The organism is Synechococcus sp. JA-3-3Ab, assembly GCF_000013205.1.
Classification (GTDB): domain Bacteria; phylum Cyanobacteriota; class Cyanobacteriia; order Thermostichales; family Thermostichaceae; genus Thermostichus.
Map to the genome: position 1 here is coordinate 442,632 of NC_007775.1, position 13,151 is coordinate 455,782.

Below are 13,151 nucleotides of genomic sequence, written 5' to 3' on the forward strand. Positions count from 1 at the left end.
GGGAGGGAGACCTTGCTGTTTTTTCCGAGTCAGCCAGCCGCTCCCCTGGTGCTGGCGACGGCTTTGGGTCTGGATTACTGGTTGGCAGATCCCTGGGGGTGGCCCCATCCGGTGCGGGTGATGGGGGCGGTCATCGCCTGGGGCCAGAGTTGCATTCTCAGGCGCTGCCCAACGCCGGCGGCCCAGCGCTGGGGCGGGGCAGCTCTCACCCTGGCGCTGCTGGCGGGATCCTACGCGGCAGGCTGGGGGCTGATCGCCGTTGCCCAGGCTCTCCATCCCTGGGCAGGGATCCTGATGCAGATCATCCTGATGGCCAGTTGCCTAGGGGGGCGCAGCCTGCGCTTTGCCGCCTTGGAGGTGTTGGATCCCTTGGAAAAGGGGGATCTGCCGCAGGCCCGCCAGCGCCTAAGCCGCTACGTGGGCCGGGATACGGAGCACCTGACGGAGGCGGAGATCTTGCGAGCGGTGGTCGAGACGGTAGCCGAGAATACCCCCGACGGGGCGACGGCCCCTTTGTTCTATGCCTTTTTGGGAGGGGCGCCCTTGGCTTTGGCCTACAAGGCCAGCAGCACGCTTGATTCGATGGTGGGCTACCGCCATGCCCCCTTCACCTACCTGGGCACGGTGCCGGCCCGCTGTGAGGATGGGCTGACCTGGCTGCCCTGTCGCCTGACGGTGCTGACCCTGGCCCTGCTCAGCGGGGATCCCTGGGGATTTTGGCAGCGCTGTCGCCGCGACGGGCGGGCGGATCCCAGCCCCAATTCGGGGTGGAGCGAGGCGGCCTTTGCCTGGCGGCTGCAGATCCAGTTGGGAGGCACCAATTTCTATCGCGGCATCCCCAAAGAGAAGCCCAAGGTGGGGATCCCGGCTCGTCCCTTGAGCCCCCAGGTGGTGCGGGAGAGTCTGGGGCTGCTGAGGCAGGTTCTGGGGGTGTGGGGAAGTTGGATGGTGGGAGTAACTCTAGTTCTCAACTCTCCTCTCCCTCTAGGAGAGGGGTTGTAAACTACTCCAGACTAAAGTCAGGAGCTTTTAGTAGCCCTGCAGTCGGCAAACCGACCGCGGACCTCTGGGCTGGTTTACAGCAGCCCCAATCGACCGTTCCCAGTGCCTTAAAAGCCGTTTCTGGTGCCCGCAACACTAGGATAATTCAGAAGCAGCTAAAGCTGCCTAAGCCGAACAGAGGCAGAAAAGGCGAGGTCTTGCAGTCAAAACTGAACGGTCTGGAGCGTCGCATGCGCATGGGAAGGAGCTCCGGGATCCAAGGGCTTTTAATCTTAACGGGTGCTAGCTCAGCGCCCAGCGCTGCAGGGCAATGCCGAGGAGCAGGCCCAGGCCGCCAAAACGCAGCACCTGCCAAAAGGTGGCAGGAACGGGGTTAAACACTTCCAACAGGTAGGCTTGCAGACGTTGTTCCAATTGGCTGACTTCCGCCTGGATTTCAGCCCAGTGTTCGGGGGAGAGCTGGGATAGGCGCTCCAGCTCGCGCAGGTCGGCCAGCCGCGCTTGCAAGATCTCGAGCTTGGCTTGCAGAGCCTCAAGGGAATCGGGGGAATCGGGAGGAGCGGTCACGGCTGCGCCTCGGCTGGGGGGGCGGGGGAACGGGATCCGGCAAACCCGGTTTGGATCTCGTTGAAGGGTTTGGCTTGGATCACCCCTGGGGGGACGGGATCCAACTGGAAGAGGGCGCGAATGGCGTTTTCCACTTCGGTGATGGGGCGGTTGCCAATGGATTGGTAGACGAGGTTGCCCTGGGAGTCAAAAAGCAGGGTCTGGGGGACTTGGCCGCTGTAGTATTGGCCACGCTCATCCCCAGGCAGGAGGGAATCGACAGAATAAGGAATGAAATAGACTCCCCAGCCATAGCGAACTTGCAGGTTGGCCAGGGTGGCTGCGTATTTTTTGCAGTCGCTGCTGTCGTCGATGTAGTACACCAGCAGGGCCGGGATCCCTTGTTCTTTGGCCTGTTTCAGGGAGACACGAGGGGGGATCATGCCGCCGTTGGAGCCATAGAGGGCAAAGATGTTGCCGTCGTAGCGGTCGTCGTTGAGGAGAGCATGGGCAGGCGGAGACAACCAGCCCATTAACACGACCCACAAAGCTACCAGGAGAAGACGCAGCCACAGCATGATTCAAAACAGCATGATCCAGGGAGGATTGTCGGGCAGAGGGGAGGCTCTCTCATTGTGCCATTTTGCCCCGGTTCAGTCTCAGGGGCGGTGGATGATGGCCTCGACCCGCCGTTGTTTTTTCACCGGATCTACGCCCACCAGCCGGATGTAGTCCTTGGGAAAACGGCTGAGGCACTGCTCGACAGCCTGACAGGCAGCGGCCCATTCTCTCAGGTGGGCAACTCCACACTCCTGCCAGGAATGAACGCGGTAGCGGCGCGGATCCGCATGCTCCACCAGGATCTCATAGCCTTGGGCCAGGATCTGGCGAAGCTGGGCCTGCACGTCTGGGTTGAGGGAGACTGGGGCAGGATCGGCCGAGTTGGCAGCCACAGGAGGAGGGGATGGCGGGGAAGCGGGGGGCGGCTCTTGAGGAGCGGAGCGCCGGAGGCCAAGGTATTCCTCGGAGAGGCGACGGGCTTCTACTTGGTGTTGCTCGGCTTTGAGCTGGTGGCCGGCCTGGATCAACTGCTCCAGAGAAAATCGCGGTGGCGGAAACTGGGGGGCGCCCTCTTTGCTTTTGAGCAGGCGAAAGGCAATCCCTTCCAGGCCGACTTCTTGGATAAATTGCCATACCTGCTCGTCGTAGAGCTGGGCGCGCAGGGCGCCGAAAAAGTCGATGGCCTGCTCGGGAAAGGCGTCCACCAGGCGCTCAATCTCCTCAAGAGACAGCCCGTCGGCTTGAAAAATGCCGTGAACGATGTGGATGCGGTCGGTGCGGCTGGGCTCCCAGTAGAACTTGCGCATGCGCCCATCGCGGATGAGGGGGGCATAGAGGGTGGAAAAGTCGTTGCCGGTGGCGATGATGGGCACCCGCGGCAGGGGCTTGGGATCGTAGCTGCCGGGAAGCTGCACGTTGGTGGGGTTGTCGGCGATGTTCATCAGGGTGGCGCTCACCAGTTGGGTGTTGACGGTGTACTGGGTCATGCTGTTCAGGCGACCGGCGCCGGCATCCAGGTCGTTGATCATCAGCACGGCCATCTGGCCAAATTTGCGGATGTGCTCGGCAGCTTCACGGTAGCGCAGGCGAATCATACGGGCGGGATCCCCGGCGTCGGGACTTTCCAGCTCGCCCCCCGAGATGTGGACGGCATAGACCTTCATGCGCTCAAAGATGAGGTTGCATTGGAAGGTCTTGCCCTCCCCCTTGCGCCCGTGGATGCCCAAGATGAGCGGAACGGGCACGTCGGGCAGAGGAAGATGATTTTTGGTCAGGTGCAGGGCGACAACTTTAAGAAAGGTGGGGGGGATGTAGTAGCTCATCGGTGAGCTTGGTTGCGAGAGTTTCTATTTCCTCCATTGTCGTTCTGGGAAGTTGGCCCCTGCCCCTCCTCGGCCCAATTCTCGGCGGGCAGCAGGGACAATACTCCAGATAAGTGCTAAATTATCTGGACTATCGGCAAGGGGAAAGAGTGCCCACATGGGCGTTGCCATGGGATTACGCGGGAGGTTAGTTTTTGTAACAGTCTTCCGGCAGGGCGACCCCAGAGATGGCAACACAAGCTTTTCTGGCGCTCTGGTCAGGCCGGCTTAGACGAAAAGCTGTCCATCTAAGGGTGAGATCTTGCTGTTGAATTGCCTAAGCTCTGTGTTGCTGGCTGTCGAAGCCGCCGCTCCCGTCGAGGCGCCAGGGGGAGACAACCTCTCTCCCTTGATCTTGGTGGCGGTGCTGCTGGCCTTGGTGGTCATCTACTTGGCCAGCCGCGTTGGCGGAGAAATGGCCGTTCGCCTGAGTTTTCCCCCCGTGCTGGGAGAGTTGCTGGGAGGGGTGTTGGTGGGCGGTTCTGGCCTGGGGTTACTGGTTTTTCCCGAAGGGCCGCTTTCTGCCGAGGCGTTGCCTACCTTGGCCCAGTCCTCAGCTCTGATGCAGATTCTGCAGGCCACCGCGGGTCTTGACAAGGGATCCCTGGTGCAGGTGTTCTCCTCCCAAAGCCAGATCATCGACATCCTCTCGGAGATGGGGGTGGTTATCCTTCTCTTTGAAATTGGTCTTGAGTCGGATCTGGGGGAACTGTTGCGGGTTGGCCCGCAGGCGGCGGCCGTGGCCGTTATTGGGGTTGCTGTGCCCTTTGCGGCGGGAACACTGGGCCTGCTCTACCTCTTTCACGTGCCTGTCATCCCTGCCATCTTCGCCGGGGCGGCTCTGACGGCAACCAGCATTGGCATCACCGCCCGCGTCTTGGCCGAGCTGCAAAAACTCACCTCCCTCGAAGGGCAGGTGATCATCGGCGCCGCCGTCCTGGACGACGTGTTGGGCATCATCATCTTGGCGGTGGTGGCCAGCTTGGCCAAAACCGGAGAGGTTGACGTCGCCGATGTTGGCCTCATCGTCGTCAGCGCTGTCGTCTTTCTCGTCGGCTCTATCGTCTTGGGGCGACTCCTCAGCCCCTACTTTGTGGCTCTCCTCAACAACCTGAAAGCCCGCGGCAACCCCCTTTTGCCCGCTCTGGTCTTGGCTTTCTTGTTGGCCTACGTAGGGCAGGTGATCCACCTGGAGGCGATTTTGGGCGCTTTTGCCGCCGGCCTAATTCTAGGGGAAACCGACAAGCGCCAGGAGCTAGAAGAACAGATCAAGCCCGTTTCCGACCTGCTGGTGCCCATCTTCTTCGTCTGCGTCGGGGCCAAAACCAACCTCGCCGTGCTCAACCCCACCCTCCCCGCCAACCGCGAGGGGCTGATCATTGCCGTCTTCTTGGTTAGCGTTGCGATTGTGGGCAAGCTGGCCGCCGGCCTGGGGGCGTTCGGCAAGCCGGGCATCAACCGCTATGCCATCGGCGTGGGCATGATCCCGCGCGGCGAGGTGGGCCTGGTGTTTGCCGGCGTGGGAGCGGCCAGCGGGGTTCTCTCCGAGGCTCTCGACGTCAGCATCATCGTCATGGTGATCGCCACCACCTTTATCGCCCCCCTCTGGCTGCGGGGAGTATTGATCGGGGAAGTAGACTCTCCTCCTTCTCTCCTGGATCTGCAGGCAGAAGCATCAGAGCAAGACCGCGTCGAAACCCCATCAGCTCGCTCAGACTCAGAGCAGGTGGGCATTCCTGAGAGTTGAATCACCTCGACTTTCTCCCCAAACGTCCCCAGAGCGTCTGGAACAGCAGCCACAGCGGGTTGCGACGGCGGGATCCCACGTCTTCAACCTTCTCCGCCCTCTCCTGTTGGGGCAAAATCACCCGCATCGAGGGCGGGTCAAACCGCTGCATCGTTGTGGAGCGCCGATCCACCACCTCCGCCTTTAGGCTGCGAAAGCTGACAGACTGGAGATACCGCTGAAACTCTTCGTTCGACAACTGGCGAATGCAATACTGCATCCGCACCTGATCCCCCAACTGGATCTGATCCCCATCCTTGAGATCCCAGCTCAGACATTTCTGCCCGTTTACTGAGATGCCATTGGTGCTGCGCTTGCCTTCGATATTGCCGTCCAACAGCCGGTAGGTGTAGCCACCGCCCTTTTGCGGCAGCCGCAAGAGCAGCGCGTGCTGCCGAGAAACCGCCGCCGAATGGACGACAATGGCGTTGCTGGGATCCCTGCCGATGGAATAGGTGGCGGCACTGAGGGCCACAGCCCGCCGTCCCTGCTCGTCATCGATCACCAGCACATGCCAAGTCTGGGAGGGGGAAGACGCTGGGTCAGCAGGCATCGTTTGGGGTTGGCTTTGCCAGAGAAAGGTTCGGCAGAAGAAGGGCCTTCCTTCATAATGATAGGATAGGGCTTAGCCACCCGCGAGGAATCGTAAACAGCCGCCATGACTGCAACTCCCTCCCTTCTTCAGGAACTTCCCCCCATCTACCCTGGCGTGGCCGTGCGGGTCATCAATCCCAACGATACCTACTACCTCTTTGAAGGACAAGTACAGCGGGTTACCGACGACCATGCCGCTGTCCTCTTCGAGGGGGGCAACTGGGATAAATTGGTTACCTTCCGCCTTTCGGAATTGGAAGTGGTGGACAAGTCCCGCCGCTAGCTCCGCTCCGCTTTCCTCTAGAACTTCCCCATGCGCAGCCATTGGCAGGAACCTTTCCTTTGGATCCATGCCGCCGGGATCCTCCTCTTCCCCTTGTGGATTGGGCTAACCGTCATTGGGTTGGCCACCGGGGATCCTCTCCTGTCGGTGGGAGTAGAGCAGGCCGCAGTGGCTGTGGCGGGCATTGGGCCAGTCTTTGCCATGCAGTGGCGCAAGCCCTTCGATGTCTTCAGCCTGTGGGTGGCCGCCGTTCCTCCCGAGGAACTCACCCCCGACCAACGCCGCATCTTGGCTGCCTTCCTCAGCCCCGAACACAAGATCTTGACGCTATTGGCGGCACTCCTGCTGCTGGAAGTCTTTGAGCGCCTCTACGACTTCGCCCCCCTCTTTGCCCCCCTCACCCCTGGCAACGGCACCCGTCTGGCCGGCCTGGCCATAGCCGCCTTCGGGTTTTGGGGGGCCAACCTGTTCTTGCAGATCCCCCTTGCTGCAATACGGGTACTTCTCCTCAGCGAGCCGGAGCTGGCCCAACTGGATCCCATCCCTGCTGAGGAGATCGAGAGCCGCTTCTCCGTTGTTGGCGATCGCCACACCCCGCTGTTGCAACGGCTGCTGCGCCGGATTGCCGCAGTCCCATCGCAGGCACAAAAAGATGGAAATCAGAGACTCGACTGTAAAGTAGAAGTAGCCGAAGCTGCCGGCTCAGATGCCGAATCCGAAGGACGGGAGGCTGCCACACCGGAAACGACCCCTGACTTCACTTAGACAGGTTGCTGGGACGGATTTCTACCCCAAAGAAACTGCAGCTCGATGCTAGAGTGGACGGGATCCAGACTGTTGTCTGACCATCGGCGTTCTCCTGATCTTCGAGGCTACCGCACCGGCAATGGCGAGCAACTTTTCCTTCCGCTTTAAACAGTTCACCCAACGCCTCAGAGAAACCACCCAGCTTCCCCAGTTTTTCACCGAGCAAGCCACCAGCGAAACCCAAAACCTCGCGCGGGAGTTGGCATTGGTTGGGGAATACGCCACCCAGCTCAGCCAGGTGGTGATGGAGGTGGACTTCCTCAACCAGCTCTACACCCGTCTTTTGAACGAGCGGGAAGTGCTGCAGCAGGAAAAAGACAACTTAGAAGCGCGGGTCTTCGAGTTGCAGCAGGAGCGCAACGAGACTGAACCCCAAGTGATGTACCTACGTGAACAACTGAGCCAGGCCGCCTTTCAACTGGAGCAAACGCAAAACCGCGAGCGCAGCCTCAGCGAGCGGGAACGGCAACTGTCGGAGATCGTGGCCCAACTGGAGCGCCGGCGGGCTGTGCTCAACCAGGCCATCGAAAACCTCACCAACCAAGAGGCCGATTACACCGTTCGCAACAAAGAGCTAGAGGCCGTCATCAAAGATAACGAGCGCAAAGCCAAGCAATACCTAGAAGCCGCCAACCACTACCGGGCGTACTTGGAAGAGCTGAACGCCCAGATACAGGAAGCTCAGGCCAAGCTGAGGAGCCTCGGTGTTGAGCCCAAACCCGCCGACCTGCCGCGGCTTGAGGATATGGAAAAGCCAACTCCCATCCCCACGCCGCCGCCCTCTACTCCCATCGGCTACCCACCACCCCAACAGCCTCCTCCACCCCAGTCGGGCGGCTACTGGTCGGACAGCCCCTTCGATGACGATCCCTGGAGCTAGGGGCTATCCCAACAGCGCTTGTAAGTCAGCTCTGCGGCAAAGCTCAGTGCCCTCTGCCCTGAGCCGCCTTGGGAGAGCTGAGGGAGACGCGTACCCTAAAGAAGAGATCCACAGTAGGGGATCCAGCGTCCAGTTACACCCAAGCCAGACCTATGGAACTGACTGTGCCGGATTTGCAAGCCCTCAGCCAATGGGATCGGCAGTTCTGCCGCTTTGCCGAGCAGCAACAGCTCCTCAAGCCCAAACAACTGGCCTTGGCCCTGAAGATCCAGCGGCAGCAGCACGGCCCCCTGGCCTTGATCCTCTGGCAGTTGGGGTTTGTGGGCCTGCAGCACTTGGCGCAGTTTTGGGAGAGAGTATCTGGCGACGCTGACCCGGAGCTGCTCCAAGACAAGGCCTTCGGCTGACAAAAAGGGTGACTGCTGCCGTCTGTTTTCCTGGCCGAGGAGCGAGACTGCAGTATGGCCTTTTCGGACTCCACCGTCACTCATCCTGAAAGTCCTGTAGCGGTGAGCTGCGGCTCCCTTCCTGCAGCGCCGCCCGCCCCCCAGCCACCATCGGGTGAATCTTCTGGTTAGCTGACCTGTTGTACTTGGCCGACTGCCGCTTGCGTAAGCAGAAGAGGGAAAGACAGCACTCTGCACCGCTCCTGCAAGAGGGTGGCTGGGCGCTCTTTCAGCGTGGTTGGCCTACCAACCCTGTCGCTGGAAAAAGCTGGAATCCACAGCCATAGGTTTTGCCCTGCAATCAAGTCGATTCTTCCGGCAACAGACCCTTGGGATCCTCCGGCGGCGGCAGATGGGCCAGATCCCCACGGGATTCGCTCCCCAAAACTCGCGCCTGGATTCTCTTGATCACGACATAGAGCACCGGCACCACCAGCAGGCTGAGCAGGGTCGAGACGAACATACCGCCGATAACAGCCGTGCCCACAGACTGGCGGCTGGCAGCCCCGGCGCCACTGGCCACGGCCAGCGGGAAAATCCCCAGGATCGTGCTTAGGGCCGTCATGAGGATGGCGCGGAAACGGGTCTCCGCCGCCTGGATCGCGGCCTTGACCAGCGGGATCCCCTGGGCAACCAGTTGGTTGGCAAACTCCACGATCAAGATCGAGTTCTTGCTGGCCAGACCGATCAACATCACCAGCCCCACCTGGCAAAAGATGTCGTTGGCCAGGCCCCGCAGCAGTTGGGCCGAGAGCGCCCCCAGAACCGCCAGCGGCACCGCCAGCAGAATGATCAAGGGATCCACATAGCTCTCAAATTGGGCCGCCAGCACCAGGAAGACGAACACCGACCCCAAAGCGAAGATCAGCGGCGCCTGTCCCCCCGACTCGATCTCTTCCAAGGACAGGCCCGACCACTCGAAGCCAAACCCCTGCGGCAGCAAGCGGGCAGCCAGACTTTCCATAGCCCGAATGGCTTGCCCTGAGCTGAAGCCCGGCAGCGGGCTGCCCTGGATCTCCGCCGAGCGGAAGAGGTTGAAGTGGTTGATGATTGCAGGGCCGGTGGTCTCCTCCACCTGAACCAGGGTGCTCAAGGGCAAAAGCTGCCCCTGCCCACTGCGCACGTAGAACTGGCCGATACGTTCGGGGCTGCCCCGGAAAGCCTGATCCGCCTGCACATAGACCCGGTAGTTGCGGTTGAACAGGTCGAAATCGTTGACATAGGTGCCCCCCAACAGGGTCTGCAGCGTGCCGAAGACCTCGGCCAGCGGGATCCCCAGCACCTGGGCCATGTCCCGATCCACCTTGACCTGCAACCGGGGGGAGTTGGCGTTGAAGGTGGGCGGGTTAATCCGCACGCCCAGGGGGGGTTGGCCCGGCGGGGGCGGCGCGTTGCCCACGAAGAAAAGCGTGTTGGCCGTCTGCTGCAGCAGGTTGAAATCGTTCACCCCCCGATCCTGGAGCTGGAAGGTGAACCCGCCCGTAACCCCCAAATCGGGAATGGCTGGCGGCAAAATCGGGATCACCAACGAGCGGCTGATCCCGCCCAAAAAGGGCCCGAACAGCCGGTTGACAATCGCCTGCGCCGATTGTTCCGGTCGCCGCCGCTCGTCCCAGGGCTTGAGGGTGGCGAAGATTAACCCGTTCCCCGGCGAGGGCCCGGTAAAGCTGAACCCCCCCACGATCACCTGGTTTTCGATTTCCGGGATCCCGTCCAAAATGGCGCTGGCCTGCCGGATGACCCGGTCGGTGTAATTGAGAGAAACCCCCGGCGGCCCCTGGATGATGGTGATGAAAAAGCCCTGATCCTCATCCGGCACAAACCCGGTCGGCACGACCTGGAACAGCCAGTAGGTGAGGCCCAGACAGGCGACAAACCCCGCCACCACCAGCAGCCGCAGCTTCACCACCAGCTCCAGGAACCGACGATAGGCGGCGCGGATCCCTTCCACGGCCCGGTCAAACCAGCGCAACAGCCAAAACATCTGCTCCGAACGGGGGCGGATCAGCAGCGCCGACAACGCCGGAGCCAGGGTAATGGCATTGAAGGTAGACAGCGAAACCGATACGGCAATGGTGACGGCAAACTGCCGGTAGATGCGGCCACTGGTGCCGGGAAAGAACGCGATTGGCACAAACAGGCCCAACAGCACCAGCGTCGTGGCGATCACCGCCCCCAGGACCTCGTTCATCCCCGCCGAGGCCCCCTGCAGAGGCCGCATGCCGCGGTCGCGGATGTAGCGGGAGATGTTCTCCACCACCACGATGGTGTCGTCCACCACCAGGCCGGTGGCCAAGGTGAGGCCGAACATGGTCAGGGTGTTGATGGAAAAGCCGAACAGGCGCACAAACGCAAACGTCCCCAGCAGCGCCACCGGGATCGTGACAGTGGGGATGAGAGTGATGCGCCAATCCTGCAAAAAGATAAACAGCACCAGCACCACCAGGACAATAGCCTGCAGCAGGGTGAAGATCACCTCCTGCACCGACTCCGTAATAAACAGCGTGGCGTCGAAGGCGATCTCGTAGATCAAGCCGGGCGGGAAGCTACGGGAGAGCTCCGCCAACGTCTGCCGCACCTGCCGCGACACCTCCAAGGCGTTGGCATCCGGCTGCTTGGTGATGGCGATCCCCACCGCCTCCTGGCCGCCGATGCGGAAGAACGTATCGTAACTTTGGGCCCCCAGCTCCACCCGACCCACGTCGGCAATGCGCACCAAGCTGCCGTCGGGGCTGGCTTTGAGCACAATTTGGGCAAACTCCTCCGGCTGCGACAGCCGCCCCGTAGCCTGGACGCTGATCTGAACCTCCTGATCCGGGGGGCTGGGCTGGCTGCCGATCTGTCCGGCAGGCACCTGGATGTTTTGCTGGCGCACGGCGTTCACCACATCCAGCGCCGTCAGCCCATAGCCGGCCAGCCGCGTCGGATCCAGCCAGATGCGCATGGCATAGGTGCGCTCCCCGAAGACGATGACATCGCTGACGCCGCGAATGCGCCGCAGGGCATCGCGCACGAACAGCTCGGCGTAGTTGCTCACAAACAGCTCGTCGTATTCCCCTGCCTCTGAGCGCAGCGCCACCACCTGCACAAAAGCGCTATCGCCGGCCTTTTCTACACTAAGGCCGTTTTGGATCACCTCTGCCGGCAGCCGCGCCTGCACCCGTGCCACCCGGTTTTGCACATCCACAGCCGCCGTGTCCAGATCCCGATCCGGGCTGAAAGTGACGGTGATCTGGCTGGTGCCGTTGCTGCTGCTCACCGAAGAGATGTAGCGGATGCCCTCGACGCCGTTGATCTCCTGCTCCAGCACATTGGTTACCGCCGTCTCCACCGTCTCGGCATCGGCTCCAGGGTAAACGGCGGTCACCCTCACCGCCGGCGGCGCCACCTGCGGGTAGTAGTCCACCGGCAATAGGGGAATGCTCACCGCTCCCACCAGCACAATGATGATGGAGCAGACGCTGGCAAAAACAGGACGGCGAATGAAAAAGTCGACAAACATAGGCCAGGGATCCGCGTAAGGAGTAGAAGGGGATGACCAAGTTGGGAAACCGCTCAAGAGGAGAAATCTAGGGCGGGGATCCAGGCGGTCTCCCCTCCCCTTGCATCCTCTGCTGCAAAAGCACCTCATCGACAATCGGGGCGCCATCGCGGATTTTTTGCAGGCCGCTCAGCACAATCGGCTCGTTGGCCTTCAGCCCCTCCAGCACCTCGTAGCTGTTGCCGTAGAGGGATCCCAGCCGCACCGGCCTTTGCACCGCCACCGCCCCGGGGGGCTTGCCCTCCTCAGGTGGCTCTGTCGTCTGCACCGTGTAGACAAAGGTTTGGGCGCCCAGACGGGCTACCGCCGTTGCCGGCACCAGCAAAGCTGGCCGCTCCTCCCAGATGACCCGAATCCGCACAAACTGGGCCGAGCGCAACTGGCCGGCAGGGTTCTCCAGAAGAGCCTTGGCCAGCACCGATTGCGTGGCGGCGTTGGCTTCGGGAGCAATGAAAGAGATTTGGCTGCTGCCGATCACCTCGCCGCGGCTATCCAGGATCTGCACCGGCGTGCCAATGCGCAGCTGGGGGGCCCGCTGCAACGGGATGTTGAGGTTCAGCTCCAGCGCCTGGGTTTGGGTCAAGGTGGTCAAAACCGTCTGAGGCGTCACGTAGTCTCCCTGCCTCACCAAAACATCCCCCACAATGCCCGCAAAGGGAGCCGTGACCTGGAAAAACTGCAATTGCACCTGCTGCCGCTCCGCCTCGGCCCGGGCCCGCTCCACCTCCCGCTCTGCCCGCACAATGGCCGCCTCTTGGGCCCGGATCTGCTCCTGTTGCGCCGCCAAGGCCGCCTCCGCCTGGCGCAGATCGCGGCTGGACTGATCCACTTGCGCCTGGCTGATGGCCCCCTCGGCCAAGAGGCGCAGGTTGCGCTGGTGTTGATCCCGGGCGAACTCCGCCGCTGCCTCCAGCCGCAGGCGATCCGCCCGCAATTGGCTGAGCACGGCTCGGCTGCTCTCCAGGTTGGCCTGAGCCGCCGCGATCCCGGCCGCTTGGCCGGCCACCGCCGCCTGTTGTTGCCGGCTGTCGATGGCAAACAGAGGCGCCCCGGCAGAAACCTGGGATCCCAGCCGCACGAACACCTGGGTCACCTGGCCGCTCACCTGGGGCCGAATACTGGCCACCTGCTGGGATCCGAGGCTGGTGATGAACTCCGACGTCTCCTGAATGAGCCGTTCTTCCACGGCGCCGATGGCCACCGGTGTCGGCTGGCCTTCTCCACTCTCCATGCCGCGAGGGGGCCCGCCGGGCCGACAGGCAGCCAGGAGCAAAGAAAAACCCAACAGCGGCAGAACTGTTCGCAATCGCATCCTCAACCTGCTCCCCCAACGAGCACCCAAAC

12 protein-coding genes are annotated in these 13,151 nt (G+C 61.9%); 6 read left to right on the forward strand and 6 right to left on the reverse strand.

Translation table 11 applies throughout. The features are described from left to right. Window positions 1-12 precede the first annotated feature (12 nt). Window positions 13-1,002 (forward strand): adenosylcobinamide-phosphate synthase CbiB, encoded by a 990-nt coding sequence (gene cbiB / locus CYA_RS02000; protein ID WP_011429332.1) that lies wholly within the window; start codon window positions 13-15, stop codon window positions 1,000-1,002. A gap of 282 nt (window positions 1,003-1,284) precedes the next feature. Here cbiB and CYA_RS02005 read toward each other — a convergent pair whose 3' ends face one another. The 3 genes from CYA_RS02005 to CYA_RS02015 all read right to left on the reverse strand — a co-directional run bounded on the left by CYA_RS02005 (window position 1,285) and on the right by CYA_RS02015 (window position 3,431). Further along, window positions 1,285-1,569 carry a hypothetical protein gene (locus CYA_RS02005; RefSeq protein ID WP_011429333.1) on the reverse strand — a complete coding sequence of 95 codons (285 nt, stop codon included), beginning with the start codon at window positions 1,567-1,569 and terminating at the stop codon, window positions 1,285-1,287. After that, entirely contained in the window at window positions 1,566-2,081 is a 516-nt protein-coding gene (locus tag CYA_RS02010; RefSeq protein ID WP_228375408.1) for a thylakoid membrane photosystem I accumulation factor, read from the reverse strand. Before CYA_RS02010 ends, CYA_RS02005 begins: the two co-directional genes overlap by 4 nt. A gap of 126 nt (window positions 2,082-2,207) precedes the next feature. Next, the gene (locus CYA_RS02015) at window positions 2,208-3,431 is read right to left on the reverse strand and encodes a ribulose bisphosphate carboxylase small subunit (RefSeq protein ID WP_011429335.1); all 1,224 of its coding nucleotides are present in this window, start codon (window positions 3,429-3,431) and stop codon (window positions 2,208-2,210) included. A 331-nt stretch (window positions 3,432-3,762) separates the two neighbouring features. Between CYA_RS02015 and CYA_RS02020 the strand changes: the two genes are divergently transcribed. Next, complete coding sequence (locus tag CYA_RS02020) at window positions 3,763-5,217, forward strand: cation:proton antiporter (protein WP_228375494.1); 1,455 nt, start codon at window positions 3,763-3,765, stop codon at window positions 5,215-5,217. A 1-nt stretch (window position 5,218) separates the two neighbouring features. Here the strand turns inward: CYA_RS02020 and CYA_RS02025 are convergent, their stop codons facing one another. Then, window positions 5,219-5,809, reverse strand: a complete 591-nt coding sequence (locus tag CYA_RS02025) for an FHA domain-containing protein (protein ID WP_011429337.1) — start codon at window positions 5,807-5,809, stop codon at window positions 5,219-5,221. Window positions 5,810-5,914: 105 nt separating this feature from the next. Between CYA_RS02025 and CYA_RS02030 the strand changes: the two genes are divergently transcribed. The 4 genes from CYA_RS02030 to CYA_RS02045 all read left to right on the forward strand — a co-directional run bounded on the left by CYA_RS02030 (window position 5,915) and on the right by CYA_RS02045 (window position 8,227). Then, complete coding sequence (locus CYA_RS02030) at window positions 5,915-6,133, forward strand: NAD(P)H dehydrogenase subunit NdhS (protein ID WP_011429338.1); 219 nt, start codon at window positions 5,915-5,917, stop codon at window positions 6,131-6,133. A gap of 30 nt (window positions 6,134-6,163) precedes the next feature. Beyond that, entirely contained in the window at window positions 6,164-6,898 is a 735-nt protein-coding gene (locus CYA_RS02035; RefSeq protein ID WP_011429339.1) for a low-complexity tail membrane protein, read from the forward strand. A 121-nt stretch (window positions 6,899-7,019) separates the two neighbouring features. Next, window positions 7,020-7,820, forward strand: coding sequence for a hypothetical protein (locus CYA_RS02040; protein WP_011429340.1), 801 nt, complete (start codon window positions 7,020-7,022; stop codon window positions 7,818-7,820). Window positions 7,821-7,972: 152 nt separating this feature from the next. After that, window positions 7,973-8,227, forward strand: coding sequence for a DUF2949 domain-containing protein (locus tag CYA_RS02045; RefSeq protein ID WP_041438079.1), 255 nt, complete (start codon window positions 7,973-7,975; stop codon window positions 8,225-8,227). A 340-nt stretch (window positions 8,228-8,567) separates the two neighbouring features. Here CYA_RS02045 and CYA_RS02050 read toward each other — a convergent pair whose 3' ends face one another. Beyond that, complete coding sequence (locus tag CYA_RS02050; RefSeq protein WP_011429342.1) at window positions 8,568-11,768, reverse strand: efflux RND transporter permease subunit; 3,201 nt, start codon at window positions 11,766-11,768, stop codon at window positions 8,568-8,570. 67 nt (window positions 11,769-11,835) lie between these two features. Continuing rightward, entirely contained in the window at window positions 11,836-13,119 is a 1,284-nt protein-coding gene (locus CYA_RS02055; protein WP_011429343.1) for an efflux RND transporter periplasmic adaptor subunit, read from the reverse strand. Window positions 13,120-13,151 lie beyond the last annotated feature (32 nt).